Raw genomic sequence first — 18,575 nt, forward strand, 5'->3', positions numbered from 1 at the left:
TCAGCGTTGGTAACCCTTGCCGAAATGCCGCTCCAGCCGGGCCTGCACCAGCTCCAGCAGGATCGACAGCACCCAGTAGATCACCGCCGCGGTGGTCAGCATCTCCAGGTAGCGATAGCTGGAGCGGCCGTAGGACTGGGCCAGGAACATCACTTCCCAGACACCCATCACCGAAATCAGCGACGAGTCCTTGAGCATTGAGATGAACTGGTTGGCGCTCGGCGGGATGATGGTGCGCATGGCCTGGGGCAGGGTGATGTGCCAGAAGATCGCTGCCGGGCGCATGCCCAGGGCCAGGGCAGCCTGGCGCTGGCCGACGGCGACGCCGATGATGCCGGCGCGGAAGATCTCGCTCAGGTAGGCGCCGTAGTTCAGTGACAGGGCGATGATCCCGGCGGCGATGGCGCCCGGCACCAGGCCCAGCTGTGGCAGGCCCAGGTAGATCAGCAGAATCTGGATCAACAGCGGTGTGCCGCGAAAGAACGAGGTGTAGAAACTCGCCAGGCCAAACAGCACCGCACTGCTGGACAGCCTTGCCAAGGCGGCGGCAAAACCCAGCAGCACCGAGGTGAACATCGAGCAGATGCACAGGAACAGGGTCAGCGCGGCGCCTTGCAAAAAGCCGTTGGGGCCAAGCCGGAAGCCTGCAAGGTTGGGGAATTTCTCTACGATGATCGAAAATTTCAGATCAAAGTTTAAGAAAAAGCCCACGAACAGCAGCAACAATACCAGCCACGTCAGGTACAGCCGGCTGCGAAAGCCGAGCAGGCGCGAGCCCGTCGTTGTGGCGACGGGTTTGGGAGCAGGTTGATGTGCATTCATTTACTGATGTCGGCGCCGATCCACTTCTGCGAAAGCTTCGCCAGCGTACCCTCGGCTTTCAGCTCGGCGAACACCTGGCGCACCTTGGCATCCCATTCTGGGTCGCCTTTCTCGATGGCCACCGAGTTGGGCTCTTCATACAACGGCGCCCCGGCCAGCTTGAAACGCTTGTCCTGGTTCAGGCGGGGTTGCGCGGTCACCAGGTTGGTCAGGATTGCATCCAGGCGCACGCCGGCGCCCAGGCCGAGGTCCTGGAAGGCAACGTTGTCGGTGTCGTATGGGGCGGCCTGGACGAAGTCGAAGGGGTAGTCGATCTTGCGGTCTTCGGCGCCTTCGATCACCAGGTTCTTGTTCAGGTAGCTCTCGTAGCTGGAGGCACTGGTCAGGCCGACCTTGCGCCCGTTCAGGTCCTTGGCCGAGTGGATGCGCTCGTCCTTGGCGTTGACCACGATAACCGCCGGCGAGGCGTAGTACTGCACCGGGAAGTCGAAAACTTCGGCGCGCGCCTTGCTCGGCGTCATCGAGCAGATGCAGATGTCGTAGCGGCCGCTCCAGCGGCCAGCAGCGATCACGTCCCAGGAGGGTGTTTCCAGGCGCAGTTTCACCCCCAGCTTTTCGGCGACTGCCTTGGCCACGTCCACATCGAAGCCGTCGAGCTGATTTTGCTCGTTGAGGAAAGAGAACGGCGGGTAGCTCTCCATCAGCACATTGACCAGTTCCTTGCGGGTTTCCACACGTTCCAGCGTGGCGCCTGCGAAGGCTTGAGTGGCAGCGCTCAGGGCAAGGAGACCGGCGCCCAGCAAGGTTGGTAAACGCATGGAGATACCTGGAAAAAGTGCTTGAATAAAGGATGTTTGATATTTAATAGTTATAAACATGTACTAACTAGTGAATTTTATTCATATCAATATAAGTGAATGGCATATGGGCGAACGGTCGTTGGTTATTCTGGATGGCGGCATGGGGCGGGAATTGCAGCGCCGGGGTGCGCCGTTTCGTCAGCCGGAGTGGTCGGCGCTGGCGCTGAGCGAGGCGCCGGAGGCCGTAGTGGCCGTCCATGCTGCCTACATCGCGGCGGGTGCCGAAGTGATCACCAGCAACAGCTATGCGGTGGTGCCGTTTCATATCGGCGAAGCGCGCTTTGCCAAAGAGGGCTACGCCCTGGCACAAACCGCAGGGCAATTGGCACGGGCGGCTGCCGATGCTGCCGGGGGCAAGGTGCGGGTTGCCGGCTCCTTGCCGCCGCTGTTCGGTTCCTATCGCCCAGACCTGTTCCAGCCGCAACAGGTCGCCGCAGTGCTGACGCCGCTGCTTGAAGGCCTGGCCGAGCATGTCGACCTGTGGCTGGCGGAAACCCAGAGTTCGATCGCGGAAGTGCGTGCCATCCACGCGCAGCTGCCGCGCGATGGCAAGCCGTTCTGGGTGTCGTTCACCCTGCGCGATGAAGACGTCGATGACGTGCCACGGCTGCGCTCGGGCGAACCGGTCGCGCAAGCCGCCGAAGCCGTTGCCGCGCTTGGTGCGCAGGTGTTGTTGTTCAACTGCAGCCAGCCCGAAGTGATCGGTGATGCCATCGATGCCGCCAAGGCAGCATTCGAGCGCCTGGGTGCCGATATCGCCATCGGTGCCTACGCCAACGCCTTCCCACCCCAGCCCAAGGATGCAACGGCCAATGATGGCCTGGACGAGCTGCGTGAAGACCTGGACCCACCGGGCTACCTGAGTTGGGCACAGAACTGGCGCCAGCGCGGTGCCAGTCTGGTCGGCGGTTGCTGCGGAATCGGCCCGGAGCACATTGCCGAGCTCAAGGCGAAATTGGTTTGATGAGGTAGATCGTGGCCTGCCGCTGAGGGTGGGCCAATGGGACGAGTATCCCAGAAATTGATGCCTTGGCGCCCCTGATGGATCCGGAGCAGGCCTTACAGCGCCTGCGCCAGGATGCCGGCAGCCTGCTGGCATTGCCGGACGTCCTGGCCGATATGGGGCTCTCTGATGCGGTAATGAACCATCCGGCCATTGCCCTCGGCTCACTGCAACGGCGGCTGACTGCCTGGGGGCTGGCATGACAGTTTCCATCGATGTGCGCGGGTTGTTGATCGATGCTGTGCGCGAAGGTATAGCCGACGGCAGCCTGGAACTCGGCGCGGCAGTGCGCCGCTTGCGTGTCGAGGTGGCCAAGATGCAGCAGGCGCAGTTTGCGAAGATGTGCAAGATTTCGTTTCGCACGCTGATTCAGATCGAGCAGGGGGAAGGCAACCCCACGCTCAAGTCGTTGAATGCAGTGTTCAAGCCGTTCGGCTTGAAAATGGGTGTGGTCAGTCGTCACCGGCAGATCGGTTGACTGCATCGCGGGGCAAGTCGCAAGCGTGGGAGCGGCGGTGCGCCGATGCGACTTGCCCCGCACTGCTTCAACCCAGGCGACATGCCTCCAGCGTCAGCAACTGCCCCTGAGGCTGCTGGTTTTCCTCACTCAACCAACGCTCGAACCCCACCGCCACGGCCGGCCACTCGGCATCGGTAATCGAGTACCAGGCGGTATCCCGATTGCGGTCCTTGACCACCATGTGGTTACGGAACACCCCTTCAAACACAAAGCCGAACCGCTCCGCTGCACGCTTGGAGCGATCATTGGCGTTGTTGCACTTCCATTCCAGCCGGCGGTTGCCCAGCGCGAAGCCGAGCTTGCTCAGCAGGTAGACCGCCTCGGTGCCCTTGGGCGTGCGCTGCATGGCGGCGCCGAAGGCGATGTGGCCGATTTCGAAGCGACCCTGTTCCGGGACGATCGACATGTAGCTGAGGATGCCCTGGACCTGGCCGCTGGCGCGGTCGATCACGCTGTAGAACAGCGGGTCGCGGCTGGCGGCGTTGCCTTGCAGCCAGTGGTCGAAGCCGGCGCGCTCGGCAAACGGGCCGTAGGGCAGGTAGTCCCACAGCAACGGGTCCGAGCCCGGGCCTTGCAGTACTTCCCACAGGTCATTGCCATGGCGGGCCGGGTCGAGTTTTTCCAGGCGGATGAAACGGCCTTCGAGGGGCTCGGCCTTCGGGGTGCCGGCGGGCTTCCAGTTCAATGCGTCGTTCATGTTCGGCCTACAGTGCTTTGCGGAATTGGATGAAGCCCGGCCGATCGGCGATCTGTTCGTACAGGCTGATGGCGGTGGCATTGGTCTCGTGGGTCAGCCAGTGCACCCTCGTGCAGTCGGCGGCCTTGGCCGTCGCGTAAACATGCTCGATCAGCTGTCGGCCGATACCCAGGCCGCGTTGCTCGCCGTCCACGTAGAGGTCCTGCAGGTAGCAGGAATTCTGGATGCTCCAGTTGGTGCGATGGTAGATGAAGTTGACCAGGCCCACCGCCTTGTCGTCGACCCAGGCCAGGGTCGAATGGGTGGGCTCGTTGGGGTCGAGCAGGCGCTGCCAGGTGCTGAGGTAGACCTCGTCGGCCAGCTCGGTCTGGTAGAAGCGCAGGTAGGCCTGCCACAGGGAGCGCCAGGCGGCGTGATCGTGAGTGCCGACCGGGCGCAGGGTAACGGGGGTCATGGGCTTGTCCTTCAAAGATCGCGCATGTGCGCGGCGAGTTGGTTGTCCAGGTGGTCATTGCTGGCACTGAGGCCTTTGCGCACGCCGGCAATGTCATGCGCCGAACGGTTCTGGCTCAGTTTGCGCGCACCTTGCAGGCGGCTGATGGACAGGCGGATGCCAACGATGGCGCGGAGCATGCCGTCGAGGTAGTCGCTTGGGGCGTCAGACACTTTCCAGGGCTCGTCGCGGTGTTGTTCATGGCGTTCGGTGAGGCGGGTGACAATGTCCAGCAACGACTGGGCGTTGTGGATAACTTCGACCGGGCCATAGGCGTGCACGGCCAGGTAGTTCCAGGTCGGCACCACCTTGGGGTTGTCCGCCTTGCTCGGGTAGTAGCTCGGGCTGACGTAGGCATCGGCACCGGGAAACACCAGCAGCGCCTCGCCCCCTTGCTCCAGGTCCTGCCACTGGCGGTTGGCCCGGGCCAGGTGGGCGTAGACCGTGCCGAACTCGCCTTCGCCAGCCTCGACCAGTACGGGCAGGTGGGTGGCCAGCAGGCCCTGGTCACCCTGGCTGACCAGCAGCGCCAGGCGGGTTTGCAGCATGTGCCGGTGCAGGCGGTCGAGGTCGTGTTCCTGGTGGGACTTGTTGTTGTACATGCTGGATGTCCTTGCTGAATGACCCCATGCTAGGCAGGCTATTGGCTCTAGGTAAGAGCCATTCACGGCTGTTTTCATAGGTCCAATGTCATGAGCGAACGTTGCCATCCTCTGCCTTTCGACCCCGCGGGTATTGTCCTGGACCGCCGCCGCGGGCTGAGCCAGCAGCTCTACCATGCCTTGCGCGCCAGGGTGCTGGATGGGCGCCTGGGCAGCGGCACGCGGTTGCCGGCCACCCGCGATTTGGCGGCGATGCTGATGCTGTCGCGCAACAGCGTGGTGCGAGCCTACGACCAGCTGTATGCGGAGGGCTTCATCGAGAGCCGGGTTGGCGATGGCACCTATGTGAGCCAGCTGCCGAAACTATCCACACAATTATCAACAGGGTTATCCCTGGGGTTATCAACAGACTTATCCACATATAGTGCTTCAGATACTGAGGATTTATCCAGGCAGGCAGTCATCAGCGAGCCCCTGCAACGTCTGAAGAATCATCATTTGCCGCTGCCCAGAGGCGGGGCGCCCAAGGCTTTTCGCGTCGGCGTGCCGGCGTTCGACCTGTTCCCGTTCGAGGTGTGGGCCAAGCTGCAAGCGGGTTTCTGGCGAAATCCCGACCCGGCGATGCTGGGCTATGGCGACCCGGCCGGTGAGTGGCAGCTGCGTGAATTGATTGCCACCTACCTGCGACGCTCGCGGGGGCTTAGCTGCACGGCTGAACAAATAGTGATCACCAGTGGCGCGCAGGAGGCCATCAGCCTTTGTGCACAGCTGCTGCTGCAACCGGGCGATGGCGTGGCTGTGGAAAACCCGGGCTACCGGGCTGCCGGGCATGCCTTCGCGATGGCCGGGGCCACGCTCAAGGGCGTGCCGGTGGATGCCGAGGGCATGGACTGCGCAAGGCTGACCGAGATGCCCGAGTGCCGGCTGGCCTACGTGACGCCTGCCCACCAGTACCCCACGGGCGTCACCATGAGCCTGGCCCGTCGCCTGTCGCTGCTGGATTGGGCCGAGCGCCAGGATGGCTGGATCCTCGAGGACGACTACGACGGCGAGTACCGTTACAGCGGTGTGCCGCTGGCGCCACTGGCCTCGCTGGACCGCCAGGGGCGAGTGCTGTACGTGGGGACCTTCGGCAAGATCGCGCTTCCGGCCTTGCGCCTGGGATACCTGGTGCTTCCCGGGCGTCTGGTGCAGGCGTTCAGTCGATGCCGGGCGCTGGCGGTACGCCATTCGGAGGTCGGCACCCAGTGCGTGATGGCGCAATTCATGGCCCAGGGGCATTTCCAGCGGCATATCCGCCGCATGCGCCGGGCTGCGCTGGCGCGGCGCAATGTGCTCAAGGCAGGCTGGCCGCAGGACGTGCCGGGGCTGGGGGCCATGCCCGTGGTGGCAGCGGGGCTGCATGTGAAGGTAGATGTGGATAACTTCGCGCGGGAGCAGGAGCTGGTGGCTCGGGCGGAAGCGGTGGGGGTGGAGGTCAATCCGCTGAGCAGCTACTGGCTGGAGGATAGCGAGGAGCCAGTGGATAACAGGGCAGGGTTGGTGCTGGGGTTTGCCGCGGTGCCGGAGGCGCAGATAGCGGATGCGTTGATGCGTCTGCGCAAGGCTTGGCGGCGCTGAATTGAGGTCGCTCTGCGCCCCGTCGTCGGCAAGCCGACTCCCACAGTAACTGCGCATGCCTTTGTAGGAGCCGGCTTGCCGGCGAGGGGCTGCAGAGCAGGCCCCAACCCCATCAGGTTCCCGACTTGATCTTGGTCCAGGCCCGGGTGCGTGCCCGCTCGGCATCCCGTGGCAGTGGCTTCAAGGTATACAGCTTGGCCATCGCCTCCGTTGTCGGGTACAGGTTCGGGTTGTTGCGGATCGCTGGGCTGACCTTGTCGTTCGCATCCTTGTTCGGGTTCGGGTAGCCGACGAAATCGCTGATCGGCGCGATCACCTCAGGCCGCAGCAGGTAGTTGATGAAGGCATGGGCATCCTCCGGGTTGGCCGCGTTCTTCGGGATCGCCAGCATGTCGAACCAGATCGGTGCCCCCTCCCTGGGCAGGCGCATGTCCACTGTCACGCCATTCTTTGCCTCGCGGGCGCGGTTGGCGGCCTGGGAGAAGCTGCCCGAATAACCCACTGCCACGCAGATGTCGCCGTTGGCGATGTCGGCCATGTACTTGGAAGAGTGGAAGTAGGTGACATGCGGGCGGATCTTCAGCAGCAGGTCCTGGGCTTTCTGATAGTCGGCCGGCTTGCCGCTGTTAGGGTCCAGACCCAGGTACGACAGGGCCAGCGGCAGGATCTCCGACGGTGAATCGAGCAGCGCCACGCCGCACTGCTTGAGCTTGGCGATGTTCTCCGGTTTGAAGATCAGGTCCCAGCTGTCCACCGGGGCGTTGTCGCCGAGCACCGCCTTGACCTTGTCCGGGTTGAAGCCGATCAGCACGGTGCCGTACATGTAGGGCACGGCGAACTTGTTGCCGGGATCGTTGGCCTCGATCAGCTTCATCAGCGCCGGGTCCAGGTGTTGCCAGTTGGGCAGCTTGGCGCGATCGAGCGGCTGGAACACGCCCGCTTCGATCTGCTTGGCGAGGAACACGTTGGACGGCACCACCACGTCGTAGCCGGAGTTGCCGGTCAGCAGCTTGGCCTCCAGTGCCTCGTTGGTGTCGAAGATGTCGTAGACCAGCTTCACCCCGCTGTCCTTCTGGAAGTCGGTGAGGGTCTGCGGGGTGATGTAGTCGAACCAGTTGTAGACCCGCAGGGTGCGCTGGTCGGCATGGGCCTGGAGCGCGCCGGCGAGCAGGCCGGTGGCGATGAGCGGGGCGAGCAGACGCTTGAGTCGGACCATGTTCAGGCTCCTGGCTGGGCGTGCTGGAAGCCTTCCAGCACATTGACCGCGTTGATGCCGATTTCCTCCACAGCGTAGCCACCCTCCATCACGAACAAGGTTGGCTTGCCCAGCTGGGCGATGCGCTTGCCCATTTCCAGATAGTCCGGGCTGTCGAGCTTGAACTGGGAGATCGGGTCATCCTTGAAGGTGTCCACGCCGAGGGAGATCACCAGTACCTCGGCGTCGTAGGCGGCGATGCGCTGGCAAGCATCTTCCAATGCAGCGCTCCAGGCGGCCCAATCACTGCCGGCGGGCAGTGGGTAATTGATGTTGCAGCCTTCGCCCGCGCCTTCGCCGACTTCGTCGGCATAGCCCAGGAAGAACGGGAACTCGTCCTGCGGATCGCCGTGGATCGAGGCGAAAAACACATCGTTGCGGGTGTAGAAGATGTCCTGGGTGCCGTTGCCGTGGTGGTAGTCGACATCGAGGATGGCCACCTTGCGCCGGCCCTGGTCAAGGAAGGCCTGGGCGGCGATGGCGGCGTTGTTCAGGTAGCAGTAGCCACCCATCACCTCGGCGGCGGCGTGGTGTCCCGGCGGGCGGCACAGGGCGAAGGCCGCGTGGGCGCCTTGCTGGATCGCGGCCTGGGCGGTCAGGGCCACTTGCGCCGCGCTGTAGGCGGCCTGCCAGGTGCCGGCGGTGATGGGTGCGCCAGCGTCGAAGCTGTAATAGCCGAGTTCACCGTGCAGGCCGGTGGGCTTGACCTGGCGCAGGGTGCGCGCCGGCCAGGTGAAGGGCAGCAGGTCGCCGTCGTGGCCCAGTGCGGCCCAGCGAGCCCAGGCGCCTTCGAAGAAGTTCAGGTAGTCGGTGCTGTGGATACGTTGCAGCGGGGCGCGACCGAAATCGGTGGGGCCTTGCACGGGGCCGAGGTTGCGCTTTTGCACCTGCTCCAGGACGTGGTCGGCGCGGGAAGGCATTTCGAAGCAGGGCATCAGTTGGCCGTCGATCAGCTCGCAGCGGCCATGGTGCAGGCGGTGGTCATCGGAATAGATCGTCAGCACGTGTTGTTCTCCGTTTATGACTGGCGTGGGCCGATTGTGCTGGCTGGCCTGATGCAGGGAGAACGGCATGAATGGCCAAAAGGGGATAGATATGGCCATCACCTGTGCCGACCGCTATCGCGGTGTGGTCAGCCGCGGAAATGGCTGGGCGCAACGCCGCTCCAGCGCTGGAAGGCATGCCTGAAACTCGCGGTCTCGCTGAATCCCAGCGATTCGGCAATGCGATAGATCGGCATCTGGTCTTCGGCCAGCAGTTGCTTGGCCCGCTCGAAGCGCAACTCGTCGAGCAGCTGTTGATAACTGCTGCCCAGCGCTTGCAGGTGCCGGCGCAAGGTGCGCGACGAGCAGTTCATTTGCCGTGCCAGCCCCTCCAGCCCGGGGGCGGCATCCAGCTGTTGGACCAGCAGCTGGCGAATGCGTCCGAGCCAGGCCTGGCGTCCGGTGAACTCAAGGTTCAGGCGCCTGCAGCGTTCGCCCATGGCCTTGTGGGTGATCGGGTCGGCCAGCGGCAGTGGCATGTCCAGCCAGCGGCGCTCGAAGGCAAAGGCGTTGTCGCTGGCCTGGAAGCCGAGCGGGCACTGGAACGCACCGTCATAGAGCGTGTGGTAGCCGGGACGCGAGTGTTCGAAGCGCGCCGCCAGCAGCGGCAGCGGGCGGCCGAGCAGGTCATCGCAGATCACCTTCAGCGACACCAGGCAGAACTCGGCGTTGAAGGCGGCAAGGCCGGGGGCGTCGTAATGGTCGGTGGCGCTGAGCCAGACTCGCTGGCCGTCATCCACCAGGCGCAGCTGGAAGACTGTTCCCAGCAGTGCCGGATAACTCAGCGCCAGGCGCAGGGCGTCACCCAAAGTGGCACTGGAGAGCAGGGCGTAACCGAGCATCCCGTAGCACGACACATGCATCCGCCGGCCCAGTTCCAGGCCGATGTCCTCACGCCGGGCCACGGCGTTGGCGCACACCTGCAGCTCCTGTTGGGTGGTGATGCGCGCATCGGCGTGGCCCAGGTCCGCCGGGCCTATGCCGCTGCCGGCGAGCAGCTGCCGCGGGTCGACGCCGGCCTCCTGGAACACCTGGAGGATCAGCGAAACCGCGTTGAGGGTGGTGAGGTGGCTGTGCAGCATGCTCGGCGTCCCATTGGGCTGAGAAGCTTTGGAGAGCAAGTTGTGTGCCGTTGGAGGGATATCGAATCCCTGGCACAAAAAAAGGGCCCGGAGCGTGCGCTCGGGCCCTTGAAAGGTTGAGAGGTGTCTAGTCCCTCGACCTGGTGAGACTGTTTGCAGCGGCCTGGGTTACGCCTTCAGCGGAACCAGACGGGGAGCGATCATGTTTTCCGGACGCAGGATGTCGTTGAGCATCGCTTCGTCCAGCAGCTTCTCCTCGCGCACCAGTTCTAGCACGCCGCGGCCGGTTTCCAGGGCGACGCGGGCGATACGGGTGGCGTTTTCATAGCCGATGTACGGGTTCAGGGCGGTGACCAGGCCGATCGAGTGCTCGACCAGTTCACGGCAGCGCTGTTCGTTGGCGGTGATGCCGACGATGCAGTGCTCGCGCAGCATGTCCATGGCGCGTTGCAGCAGGCGGATCGAGTCGAAGATCTTGTAGGCGATCAGCGGTTCCATCACGTTCAGCTGCAGCTGGCCACCTTCGGCGGCGACGGTCAGTGCCAGATCGTTGCCCATGATGGCGAAGGCCACCTGGTTGACGGCTTCCGGGATCACCGGGTTGACCTTGCCTGGCATGATCGAGCTGCCTGGCTGACGTGCTGGCAGGTTGATTTCGTTGATGCCGGTACGTGGGCCGCTGGACAGCAGGCGCAGGTCGTTGCAGATCTTCGACAGCTTGACCGCGGTACGCTTGAGCATGCCGGAGAACAGCACGAAGGCGCCCATGTCGGAGGTGGCTTCGATCAGGTCGGCAGCTGGGACCAGCGGCTGGCCGCTGATGGTCGCCAGGCGCTGCACGGCCAGGGCCTGGTAGCCCGGGTCGGCGTTGATGCCGGTACCGATGGCGGTACCGCCCAGGTTGATTTCGGTCAGCAGTTCCGGCGCCAGCGAGCGCAGGCGCTGCAGGTCTTCGGTCATGGTGGTGGCGAAGGCGCGGAATTCCTGGCCCAGGGTCATCGGTACGGCGTCCTGCAGCTGGGTACGGCCCATCTTCAGTACGTGGTCGAACTCTTTACCCTTGGCGGCGAAGGCCTGGATCAGGCTGTCGAGGCTGGCCAGCAGGGCGTCGTGGCCCAGCAGCAAGCCCAGACGGATCGCGGTCGGATAGGCGTCGTTGGTCGACTGCGCCATGTTCACGTCGTTGTTCGGGTGCAGGTACTGGTACTCACCTTTCTGGTGGCCCATGTGCTCCAGCGCGACGTTGGCGATGACTTCGTTGGCGTTCATGTTGGTGGAGGTGCCGGCACCGCCTTGAATCATGTCCACGACGAACTGATCGTGGAAATCACCCTTGATCAGTCGGGCGCAGGCTGCAGTGATGGCAGCGTGCTTAGCATCGCTCAGGTGCCCCAGCTCACGGTTGGCGTCAGCAGCAGCCTGCTTGACCATCGCCAGGCCGACTACCAGTTTCGGGTAGTGCGACAGCGGAACGCCGGAGAGGTGGAAGTTGTTGGCAGCGCGCAGAGTCTGGATGCCGTAGTAGGCATCGGCAGGGACTTCAAGGGTACCAAGCAGATCTTTTTCGACGCGGAACGATGCAGCGGAGGACATGATGGATATCATCTCGATTTTGACCCGGCACCTGCCGGAATGGCGCCAATGCTAGGGCTGCCCGGATTTTGCGGCCAATGCTGTTGCACGCTAACCTATGCACAAACGGCATACGGTTTGATGTGACGCCGATTGACAATCGAGCGTGTTCCATTTTGGTGCACGCGTTGCGGAGTAGTCGATGAACCTCGAAAGCAAATGGCTGGAGGACTTCAGTGCCCTGGCCTCAACCCGCAGTTTCTCCCAGGCGGCCGAGCGCCGGTTCGTCACCCAGCCGGCCTTCAGCCGGCGCATACGCAGCCTGGAGGCGGCGTTGGGGCTGACCTTGGTGAATCGTTCCCGCACACCGATCGAACTGACCGAGGCCGGCCAGCTGTTTCTCGTCACCGCGCGTACCGTTGTCGACCAGTTGAGCGAAGTTCTCCGCCATTTGCATCACCTTGAGGGCGGGCAGGGCGAGGTGATTCAGGTGTCGGCTGCGCACTCGCTGGCGTCGGGCTTTTTCCCGCGCTGGGTGGCGCAGCTGCGTAACGATGGCTTGAACATCGCCACGCGCCTGGTGGCCACCAACGTTGGCGATGCCGTTCATGCATTGCGCGAGGGCGGTTGCGACCTGATGCTGGCTTTCTATGATCCGGACGCCGCCTTGCAGATGGACGCCGAGATCTTCCCGTCGTTGCACATGGGCACCACCGAAATGCTTCCGGTGTGCGCCGTTAGCCCGGACGGCAAGCCGCTGTTCGACCTGGAGGGCGAGGGCAGCGTGCCGCTGCTGGCCTACAGCGCCGGTGCCTTCCTCGGCCGTTCGGTCAACCTGCTGCTGCGCCAGCGCAACCTGCGCTATACCACTGTCTATGAAACAGCGATGGCCGACAGTCTAAAGAGCATGGCCCTCGAAGGCATGGGCATCGCCTGGGTGCCGAGGCTGTCGATGCGCGGCGAGCTGGAGCGCGGCGAACTGGTGATCTGTGGCGGCAGCCAGTGGCATGTGCCGCTGGAAATCCGCCTGTACCGCTGCGCGCTGGTGCGCAAGGCCAACGTGCGGTTGCTGTGGCGCAAGCTGGAGGGTGGCTCAGTTGACCCGAAAGTCAGCCAAACCCCCGAAAAATAAGGGCGACAGTTGGTCGCCGGGGGTGCCGTGATCGCCTCGCGTTACGCTATACTGCGCGGCCCCTCGACCGGATAGATCCGGTCATGATCAGCAAACAAGCCACGCCGGTCGTCCCGCGTGGCTTGTTGTTTTTTGACGCGCCTGCGGGCGCACAAGCGAAGAGGCTCGACGATGAGTGCACTGGTTGGCGTGATCATGGGCTCCAAGTCCGATTGGTCCACCCTTAGCCACACCGCCGATATGCTGGAAAAACTCGGCATTCCCTACGAGGTGAAGGTGGTTTCCGCCCACCGTACCCCGGACCTGCTGTTCCAGTACGCCGAGGAGGCCGAAGGCCGCGGCATCGAGGTGATCATCGCCGGTGCCGGTGGCGCCGCCCACCTGCCGGGCATGTGCGCCGCCAAGACCCACCTGCCGGTGTTGGGCGTGCCGGTGCAGTCGTCGATGCTGTCGGGTGTCGATTCGCTGCTGTCGATCGTGCAGATGCCAGCTGGGGTTCCCGTGGCCACCCTGGCCATCGGCAAGGCCGGCGCGGTCAATGCCGCGCTGCTGTCGGCAAGCATCCTGGGCGCCAAGTACCCGCAGTTCCACGCGGCGCTCAAGCAGTTCCGCACCGAGCAGACCGACACCGTTCTGGACAATCCAGACCCGCGCCAGGCTTGAGGTTGACGCTATGAAGATCGGTGTAATCGGTGGCGGCCAGCTGGGCCGCATGCTGGCCCTGGCGGGCACCCCGCTGGGCATGAACTTCGCCTTCCTCGACCCGGCCCCGGACGCTTGCGCCGCGCCGCTGGGCGAGCACCTGCGCGCCGACTACGGCGACCAGGACCACCTGCGCCAGTTGGCCGACGAAGTCGACCTGGTGACCTTCGAGTTCGAGAGCGTGCCGGCCGAAACCGTCGCCTTCCTCTCGCAGTTCGTGCCGGTCTATCCGAGTGCCGAGGCCCTGCGCATTGCCCGCGATCGTCTGTTCGAAAAGAGCATGTTCCGCGACCTGGGGATTCCGACCCCGGCTTTCGCCGACATCCTCTCGCAAGCGGACCTGGATGCCGCCGTCGCCAGCATCGGTCTGCCGGCCGTGCTCAAGACCCGTACCCTGGGGTATGACGGCAAGGGCCAGAAGGTCCTGCGCAAGCCTGAGGACGTGGTGGGCACCTTCGCCGAGCTGGGCAGCGTGCCCTGCTTGCTGGAAGGTTTCGTACCGTTCACCGGCGAAGTGTCGCTGGTGGCCGTGCGTGCCCGCGATGGCGAAACCCGCTTCTACCCGTTGGTGCACAACACCCACGACAGCGGCATCCTGAAATTGTCGGTGGCCAGCGAGGCGCATCCGCTGCAGGCCCTGGCCGAAGACTACGTCGGCCGCGTGCTGCAGAAGCTGGACTATGTCGGTGTCATGGCGTTCGAGTTCTTCGAGGTCGACGGCGGCCTGAAGGCCAACGAGATCGCCCCGCGCGTGCACAACTCCGGGCACTGGACCATAGAAGGCAGCGAATGCAGCCAGTTCGAGAACCACCTGCGTGCCGTCGCCGGCCTGCCGTTGGGTTCGACCGCCAAGGTGGGTGAGAGCGCCATGCTCAACTTCATCGGCGAAGTACCGCCAGTGGACAAGGTCTTGGCCATCGACGATTGCCACCTGCACCACTACGGCAAGGCGTTCAAGGTCGGACGCAAAGTCGGCCATGCCACCCTGCGCTGCGCCGACATGGCCACCCTCAAGGCCAAGATTGCCGAAGTAGAGGCCTTGATCGCCGGCTGATCGAACTTCTGCCCGGCAATGCCGCTCTGAGATGGCAACATGCCAAAGCGCTGACTAGGCTTTGGCATGTTTCATGTTCATCACAGAGGGATTGCCATGGGCATCATTGGAACCATCTTCATTGGCCTGATCGTCGGCCTGCTGGCGCGTTTCCTGAAACCGGGTGACGACAGCATGGGCTGGATCATGACCATCCTCCTCGGCATCGCCGGCTCCCTGGCTGCCACCTATGGCGGGCAAGCCCTTGGCATCTACCAGGCCGGGCAGGCCGCGGGCTTCTTCGGGGCCCTGGTCGGCGCGATCATCCTCCTGGTGATCTACGGCTTCATCAAGAAGAGCTGAACACACGTTAGAATGCCGGCAATTCAATCCCCGAGTTGCCGAGCATTCCCATGCGTGCGTTATTCCTCGTCCCCCTGCTGCTGGCCAGCGCCCTGGCCCATGCCGAATTGCCCGAGACCGACTGGCTTGAGCTGATGCCCAAGTCGGACCAGAAAGCCCTCGAGCAGATGCCCGAGATCGACCACGACTCCCCGGAAGCCCAAGGGACCTTCACTGCCAAGGGTGGCCTGAAGCAGAGCAAGGGCTTGCCGGCGGTGATGTACTCGACCAAGACCGTGGCAGCGATGAACGGCAAGCAGATCCGCCTGGGCGGGTATCCGGTGCCGTTGGAAAGCGATGCCAAGGGCAACAGCACGCTGTTCTTCCTCGTGCCGTACCCGGGCGCCTGCATCCATGTTCCGCCACCGCCACCGAACCAGCTGGTGCTGGTGCGTTATCCGAAAGGGTTGAAGATCGATGACATCTACACGCCGTTGTGGGTGACCGGCACGCTGAAGGTGGAGACGGTCAGCAATGACCTGGCGGATGCGGCGTATGCGCTGGAGGCGGGGCAGGTGAGGGTGGTGGAGGATGCCGACCTGTAACGCATCCGGGACTGCTTTGCAGCCCGTCGCGACGCAAGGCCGCGCCCACAGGGATCACGCGAATCCTGTGGGAACGGCCTTGTGTCGCGAAAGGACCGCGTAGCGGTCCTGGAAACCTCAGAGCACTTCGCTACCGATCGCCACGCTCATCGCATGACTCGCCCCCGGCTTGAGCACCACCACGTCATCCATCACATTCGCCGTCTCGATGCACAGCATGCGCTGCCAGCCATCGTCGGCCATGTCCGGCAGGTCGCGGGCCCGCTCGGTCCAGGGGTTCCAGATGACCGCGGTGCGTGAGCCGCCGGCCTGCAGGGTGATGCGTCGGTTCCAGTGCGGGTCGACGATGGCCAGGCGCTCGGGGGCGTTCAGGTAGATGCGGTCGGTCTCGCCCGCGAAACCCAGGTTGCCCTGCTGCTGGCGTTGCTCCCAGTTGGCCAGGGTTTCGATATAGGCCAACCCGTCCACGCCTTCCACCTGCACCTGGCGCACGTCGCTTACCGCGAAGTAGCTGTGCAGGGCCTGGCTCAGGGTGACGTCGGAATGGCCGAGGTTGTAGCTGGTCAGGGTCAGCTTCAGCTGGTCGCCCAGTTCCACCAGCAGCTTGAGCTGGACTTCGTGGGCCCAACCCGGCAGATCGCCCTGGGCTTCGGGTAGTTCGAATTCGATGTACAGGTTTTCGCCGTGCTTCTCGGCCCCCAGCAATTGCCAGTCGCGCCCGCGCACCAGGCCATGGGCCGGTGGCTGCTCGCCCTTGAACATGGCTTTGACCGAATCCGGGTTGCGTTCGAAGATGCCGAACCACGGCCAGCACACCGGCGCGCCGGCGCGCACCGACTTGCCCTTGCGGAAAATGGCCTGGTCGCTCAGCCACAGCAGCGGCGGTTCGCCGATTCGCTGGTAGCTGAGGACCTGCGCGCCCTGCTGGGCGATCAATAGTTCGGCCTGCTCGCTGGTAATGCGCCAGCAATTGAGTTCGCCGTGAAGCTCGGTCTCGACCGTGAAGTTAGCCATTGCGCTCGTCTCATTGATTGTCTGTCAGGCCGTTGGACCCGGTGACGTGCAATGAGTTTACCGCTCGCTCGGCTCAGCGACGAGGCACCGAGCGGGTGCGACCGCTGCCATCGATGGCGACGAACACGAACACGGCTTCGGTGACCTTGCGCCATTCGCTGGACAGCGGGTCGTCGCTCCACACCTCGACCATCATCTGGATCGAGCTGCGGCCGATCTCCAGGGTCTGGGTATAGAAGGACAGCTGCGCGCCCACTGCCACCGGCACCAGGAATGCCATGCGGTCGATGGCCACCGTGGCCACCCGGCCACCGGCGACGCGGCTGGCCATGGCGGTGCCGGCCAGGTCCATCTGGGCGACCAGCCAGCCGCCGAAGATATCGCCGAAACCATTGGTCTCGCGTGGCAGCGCGGTGATCTGCAAGGCCAGGTCGCCCTGCGGGATAGGATCTTCTTGTTCGAGTTCAATCATGCCGTGGGGCCTCTGACCCGTGAAGCTTCGTTGGTGGCGCAATGAAGGACGCCGTAAAAACGATTCAGCATCACGCATACTACGCTGATTTCGCTTCGCGAGGCGGCCAAAGGGAATCTCTGCGAAACAGTCTGACAACAATGACCGACGTTTTCGCACAACTTCCCAAAATGGAAGCAACCTTTTCCTACGAGCGGGCAGTATATATACCTGCACAGCCAGCGACGACCGCACATTCATGAATATCTGTATGGATTTTGTACCGCTATGAGCGCGGCTCGGCAATTTGCTATCTTCGCTGCCTATCCAATCCAGAAACCGCATGCCAAGCGGTCCGCAGACCTACAAGAGAAAGAACAGCGATGACCTCCGTGCAGAGCAGTATCGAGCAGCCGTCCCGGCCGTTGTCCCGCAGTGACTACAAGACCCTCTCGCTGTCCGCCCTGGGCGGAGCTCTGGAGTTCTACGACTTCATCATCTTCGTGTTTTTCGCCACGGTGGTCGGCAAGTTGTTCTTCCCGGCCGACATGCCCGAATGGCTGCGCCTGATGCAGACCTTCGGCATCTTCGCCGCCGGCTACCTGGCGCGCCCCCTTGGCGGCATCGTCATGGCCCACTTCGGCGACCTGCTCGGGCGCAAGAAGATGTTCACCCTGAGCATCTTCCTGATGGCCGTGCCGACCCTGGTGATGGGCCTGCTGCCCACCTATGCGCAGATCGGCCTGTGGGCGCCGATCCTGCTGCTGTTGATGCGGGTGATCCAGGGCGCGGCCATCGGCGGCGAGGTGCCGGGCGCCTGGGTGTTCGTCTCCGAGCACGTGCCGGCGCGCAACACCGGCTATGCCTGCGGCACCCTGACCGCGGGCCTGACCTCGGGCATCCTGCTCGGCTCGCTGGTGGCGACGCTGATCAACACGCTCTATACCCCCGAGGAAGTGGCGGACTACGCCTGGCGTATTCCGTTCCTCCTGGGCGGGGTGTTCGGCTTCTTCGCGGTCTACCTGCGCCGCTGGCTGCATGAGACCCCTGTGTTTGCCGAGATGCAGGCGCGAAAGGCCCTGGCCGAGGAACTGCCGCTGCGCGCGGTGCTGCGCGACCACCGCGGCGCGATCATCCTGTCGATGTTGCTCACCTGGCTGCTGTCGGCCGGCATCGTGGTGATCATCCTCATGACTCCGGCATTGCTGCAAAGCCTCTATCACGTGAGCCCAACGGATTCGCTCAAGGCCAACAGCCTGGCCATCGTGCTGCTCAGCCTGGGCTGCATCGGGGCTGGCAGTCTGGCCGACCGCTTCGGCGCCGGGCGCGTGTTCATCGTCGGCAGCCTGGCGCTTCTGGCGTCGTCCTGGGCCTTCTACCACAGCCTGCCGACCCGCCCAGACCTGCTGTTCCCGCTGTACGCCCTGACCGGTCTGTGCGTGGGCATCGTCGGTGCCGTGCCGTACGTGATGGTCAAGGCGTTTCCGCCGGTGGTGCGCTTCAGCGGCCTGTCGTTCTCCTACAACCTGGCCTACGCGATCTTTGGCGGGTTGACGCCGATGGTGGTAACCGCGCTGCTCAAGTTCAGCCCGATGGCGCCAGCCTACTACGTGGCGTGCCTGTGTGCCGTTGGTCTGCTGGTGGGCACCTATTTGCTGGCTCGCAAACGCTGACACCCGCTCTAAGTTCCCCCTCTGCAACATCCTGTAAAGGCCATCCCGGTTCCC

The 18,575-nt window shown here is 63.8% G+C and carries 21 protein-coding genes; 10 read left to right on the plus strand and 11 right to left on the minus strand.

Features of this window, described 5'->3' with window-relative positions; all coding sequences use genetic code 11:
* Both AC25M7_RS03050 and AC25M7_RS03055 read right to left on the minus strand, forming a co-directional pair.
* Window positions 1-822, minus strand: coding sequence for an amino acid ABC transporter permease (locus AC25M7_RS03050; RefSeq protein WP_028689990.1), 822 nt, complete (start codon window positions 820-822; stop codon window positions 1-3).
* Window positions 819-1,640, minus strand: a complete 822-nt coding sequence (locus AC25M7_RS03055) for an ABC transporter substrate-binding protein (RefSeq protein ID WP_028689989.1) — start codon at window positions 1,638-1,640, stop codon at window positions 819-821. The genes AC25M7_RS03050 and AC25M7_RS03055 overlap by 4 nt, the downstream gene beginning before the upstream one ends.
* 106 nt (window positions 1,641-1,746) lie before the next feature.
* Here AC25M7_RS03055 and AC25M7_RS03060 point away from each other — a divergent pair, with 106 nt between their 5' ends.
* The 3 genes from AC25M7_RS03060 to AC25M7_RS03070 all read left to right on the plus strand — a co-directional run bounded on the left by AC25M7_RS03060 (window position 1,747) and on the right by AC25M7_RS03070 (window position 3,163).
* Window positions 1,747-2,646 carry a homocysteine S-methyltransferase family protein gene (locus AC25M7_RS03060; protein ID WP_028689988.1) on the plus strand — a complete coding sequence of 300 codons (900 nt, stop codon included), beginning with the start codon at window positions 1,747-1,749 and terminating at the stop codon, window positions 2,644-2,646.
* 65 nt (window positions 2,647-2,711) lie between these two features.
* Complete coding sequence (locus tag AC25M7_RS03065) at window positions 2,712-2,888, plus strand: hypothetical protein (protein ID WP_486970721.1); 177 nt, start codon at window positions 2,712-2,714, stop codon at window positions 2,886-2,888.
* A complete protein-coding gene (locus AC25M7_RS03070; protein WP_307943364.1) occupies window positions 2,885-3,163 on the plus strand; it encodes a helix-turn-helix transcriptional regulator in 279 nt (92 codons plus the stop codon). The genes AC25M7_RS03065 and AC25M7_RS03070 overlap by 4 nt, the downstream gene beginning before the upstream one ends.
* 67 nt (window positions 3,164-3,230) lie before the next feature.
* On the opposite strand, the gene AC25M7_RS03075 is transcribed toward AC25M7_RS03070, so the two are convergent.
* From AC25M7_RS03075 to AC25M7_RS03085, 3 genes are read right to left on the minus strand one after another with little or no spacing between them, the layout of a single operon-like run.
* Entirely contained in the window at window positions 3,231-3,902 is a 672-nt protein-coding gene (locus AC25M7_RS03075; RefSeq protein WP_207851224.1) for a GNAT family N-acetyltransferase, read from the minus strand.
* Window positions 3,903-3,909: 7 nt separating this feature from the next.
* The gene (locus AC25M7_RS03080) at window positions 3,910-4,356 is read right to left on the minus strand and encodes a GNAT family N-acetyltransferase (RefSeq protein WP_028689985.1); all 447 of its coding nucleotides are present in this window, start codon (window positions 4,354-4,356) and stop codon (window positions 3,910-3,912) included.
* 11 nt (window positions 4,357-4,367) lie between these two features.
* The gene (locus AC25M7_RS03085; RefSeq protein WP_182324023.1) at window positions 4,368-4,997 is read right to left on the minus strand and encodes an FMN-binding negative transcriptional regulator; all 630 of its coding nucleotides are present in this window, start codon (window positions 4,995-4,997) and stop codon (window positions 4,368-4,370) included.
* A 90-nt stretch (window positions 4,998-5,087) separates the two neighbouring features.
* On the opposite strand from AC25M7_RS03085, the gene pdxR reads away from it, so the two are divergent.
* Window positions 5,088-6,617, plus strand: a complete 1,530-nt coding sequence (gene pdxR, locus AC25M7_RS03090; RefSeq protein ID WP_088851467.1) for a MocR-like pyridoxine biosynthesis transcription factor PdxR — start codon at window positions 5,088-5,090, stop codon at window positions 6,615-6,617.
* Between the two features lie 112 nt (window positions 6,618-6,729).
* On the opposite strand, the gene AC25M7_RS03095 is transcribed toward pdxR, so the two are convergent.
* The 4 genes from AC25M7_RS03095 to aspA all read right to left on the minus strand — a co-directional run bounded on the left by AC25M7_RS03095 (window position 6,730) and on the right by aspA (window position 11,590).
* The gene (locus AC25M7_RS03095) at window positions 6,730-7,833 is read right to left on the minus strand and encodes an extracellular solute-binding protein (RefSeq protein WP_028689982.1); all 1,104 of its coding nucleotides are present in this window, start codon (window positions 7,831-7,833) and stop codon (window positions 6,730-6,732) included.
* 2 nt (window positions 7,834-7,835) lie between these two features.
* The gene (locus tag AC25M7_RS03100) at window positions 7,836-8,876 is read right to left on the minus strand and encodes a histone deacetylase family protein (protein WP_207851223.1); all 1,041 of its coding nucleotides are present in this window, start codon (window positions 8,874-8,876) and stop codon (window positions 7,836-7,838) included.
* A gap of 128 nt (window positions 8,877-9,004) precedes the next feature.
* Complete coding sequence (locus AC25M7_RS03105; RefSeq protein WP_028689980.1) at window positions 9,005-9,997, minus strand: AraC family transcriptional regulator; 993 nt, start codon at window positions 9,995-9,997, stop codon at window positions 9,005-9,007.
* Window positions 9,998-10,165: 168 nt separating this feature from the next.
* The gene (aspA, locus tag AC25M7_RS03110; RefSeq protein WP_028689979.1) at window positions 10,166-11,590 is read right to left on the minus strand and encodes an aspartate ammonia-lyase; all 1,425 of its coding nucleotides are present in this window, start codon (window positions 11,588-11,590) and stop codon (window positions 10,166-10,168) included.
* A 181-nt stretch (window positions 11,591-11,771) separates the two neighbouring features.
* Between aspA and AC25M7_RS03115 the strand changes: the two genes are divergently transcribed.
* The 5 genes from AC25M7_RS03115 (at window position 11,772) to AC25M7_RS03135 (ending at window position 15,383) form a co-directional block, all read left to right on the plus strand.
* Window positions 11,772-12,701 carry a LysR substrate-binding domain-containing protein gene (locus AC25M7_RS03115; protein ID WP_028689978.1) on the plus strand — a complete coding sequence of 310 codons (930 nt, stop codon included), beginning with the start codon at window positions 11,772-11,774 and terminating at the stop codon, window positions 12,699-12,701.
* Window positions 12,702-12,872: 171 nt separating this feature from the next.
* Window positions 12,873-13,364, plus strand: a complete 492-nt coding sequence (gene purE, locus AC25M7_RS03120; protein ID WP_028689977.1) for a 5-(carboxyamino)imidazole ribonucleotide mutase — start codon at window positions 12,873-12,875, stop codon at window positions 13,362-13,364.
* Window positions 13,365-13,374: 10 nt separating this feature from the next.
* The gene (locus tag AC25M7_RS03125; protein ID WP_028689976.1) at window positions 13,375-14,457 is read left to right on the plus strand and encodes a 5-(carboxyamino)imidazole ribonucleotide synthase; all 1,083 of its coding nucleotides are present in this window, start codon (window positions 13,375-13,377) and stop codon (window positions 14,455-14,457) included.
* A gap of 96 nt (window positions 14,458-14,553) precedes the next feature.
* Entirely contained in the window at window positions 14,554-14,799 is a 246-nt protein-coding gene (locus AC25M7_RS03130; protein ID WP_011536441.1) for a GlsB/YeaQ/YmgE family stress response membrane protein, read from the plus strand.
* 50 nt (window positions 14,800-14,849) lie between these two features.
* Window positions 14,850-15,383 (plus strand): DUF3299 domain-containing protein, encoded by a 534-nt coding sequence (locus AC25M7_RS03135; RefSeq protein ID WP_028689975.1) that lies wholly within the window; start codon window positions 14,850-14,852, stop codon window positions 15,381-15,383.
* Window positions 15,384-15,500: 117 nt separating this feature from the next.
* Here AC25M7_RS03135 and AC25M7_RS03140 read toward each other — a convergent pair whose 3' ends face one another.
* Both AC25M7_RS03140 and AC25M7_RS03145 read right to left on the minus strand, forming a co-directional pair.
* Complete coding sequence (locus AC25M7_RS03140; RefSeq protein WP_486970722.1) at window positions 15,501-16,397, minus strand: D-hexose-6-phosphate mutarotase; 897 nt, start codon at window positions 16,395-16,397, stop codon at window positions 15,501-15,503.
* 73 nt (window positions 16,398-16,470) lie between these two features.
* The gene (locus AC25M7_RS03145) at window positions 16,471-16,869 is read right to left on the minus strand and encodes an acyl-CoA thioesterase (RefSeq protein ID WP_003253317.1); all 399 of its coding nucleotides are present in this window, start codon (window positions 16,867-16,869) and stop codon (window positions 16,471-16,473) included.
* A 362-nt stretch (window positions 16,870-17,231) separates the two neighbouring features.
* Here AC25M7_RS03145 and AC25M7_RS03150 point away from each other — a divergent pair, with 362 nt between their 5' ends.
* Window positions 17,232-18,521 carry an MFS transporter gene (locus tag AC25M7_RS03150; protein WP_062360101.1) on the plus strand — a complete coding sequence of 430 codons (1,290 nt, stop codon included), beginning with the start codon at window positions 17,232-17,234 and terminating at the stop codon, window positions 18,519-18,521.
* The last annotated feature ends 54 nt before the right edge of the window (window positions 18,522-18,575 follow it).

The organism is Pseudomonas sp. P106(2024) (assembly GCF_057480815.1).

Excerpts from the sequence above, each read along its gene's own strand:
- AC25M7_RS03050 (WP_028689990.1), bottom strand. The coding sequence starts at position 822 with ATGAATGCACATCAACCTGCTCCCAAACCCGTCGCCACAACGACGGGC.
- AC25M7_RS03055 (WP_028689989.1), bottom strand. The coding sequence starts at position 1,640 with ATGCGTTTACCAACCTTGCTGGGCGCCGGTCTCCTTGCCCTGAGCGCT.
- AC25M7_RS03060 (WP_028689988.1), top strand. The coding sequence starts at position 1,747 with ATGGGCGAACGGTCGTTGGTTATTCTGGATGGCGGCATGGGGCGGGAA.
- AC25M7_RS03070 (WP_307943364.1), top strand. The coding sequence starts at position 2,885 with ATGACAGTTTCCATCGATGTGCGCGGGTTGTTGATCGATGCTGTGCGC.
- AC25M7_RS03075 (WP_207851224.1), bottom strand. The coding sequence starts at position 3,902 with ATGAACGACGCATTGAACTGGAAGCCCGCCGGCACCCCGAAGGCCGAG.
- AC25M7_RS03080 (WP_028689985.1), bottom strand. The coding sequence starts at position 4,356 with ATGACCCCCGTTACCCTGCGCCCGGTCGGCACTCACGATCACGCCGCC.
- AC25M7_RS03085 (WP_182324023.1), bottom strand. The coding sequence starts at position 4,997 with ATGTACAACAACAAGTCCCACCAGGAACACGACCTCGACCGCCTGCAC.
- pdxR (WP_088851467.1), top strand. The coding sequence starts at position 5,088 with ATGAGCGAACGTTGCCATCCTCTGCCTTTCGACCCCGCGGGTATTGTC.
- AC25M7_RS03095 (WP_028689982.1), bottom strand. The coding sequence starts at position 7,833 with ATGGTCCGACTCAAGCGTCTGCTCGCCCCGCTCATCGCCACCGGCCTG.
- AC25M7_RS03105 (WP_028689980.1), bottom strand. The coding sequence starts at position 9,997 with ATGCTGCACAGCCACCTCACCACCCTCAACGCGGTTTCGCTGATCCTC.
- aspA (WP_028689979.1), bottom strand. The coding sequence starts at position 11,590 with ATGTCCTCCGCTGCATCGTTCCGCGTCGAAAAAGATCTGCTTGGTACC.
- AC25M7_RS03115 (WP_028689978.1), top strand. The coding sequence starts at position 11,772 with ATGAACCTCGAAAGCAAATGGCTGGAGGACTTCAGTGCCCTGGCCTCA.
- purE (WP_028689977.1), top strand. The coding sequence starts at position 12,873 with ATGAGTGCACTGGTTGGCGTGATCATGGGCTCCAAGTCCGATTGGTCC.
- AC25M7_RS03125 (WP_028689976.1), top strand. The coding sequence starts at position 13,375 with ATGAAGATCGGTGTAATCGGTGGCGGCCAGCTGGGCCGCATGCTGGCC.
- AC25M7_RS03130 (WP_011536441.1), top strand. The coding sequence starts at position 14,554 with ATGGGCATCATTGGAACCATCTTCATTGGCCTGATCGTCGGCCTGCTG.
- AC25M7_RS03135 (WP_028689975.1), top strand. The coding sequence starts at position 14,850 with ATGCGTGCGTTATTCCTCGTCCCCCTGCTGCTGGCCAGCGCCCTGGCC.
- AC25M7_RS03140 (WP_486970722.1), bottom strand. The coding sequence starts at position 16,397 with ATGGCTAACTTCACGGTCGAGACCGAGCTTCACGGCGAACTCAATTGC.
- AC25M7_RS03145 (WP_003253317.1), bottom strand. The coding sequence starts at position 16,869 with ATGATTGAACTCGAACAAGAAGATCCTATCCCGCAGGGCGACCTGGCC.
- AC25M7_RS03150 (WP_062360101.1), top strand. The coding sequence starts at position 17,232 with ATGACCTCCGTGCAGAGCAGTATCGAGCAGCCGTCCCGGCCGTTGTCC.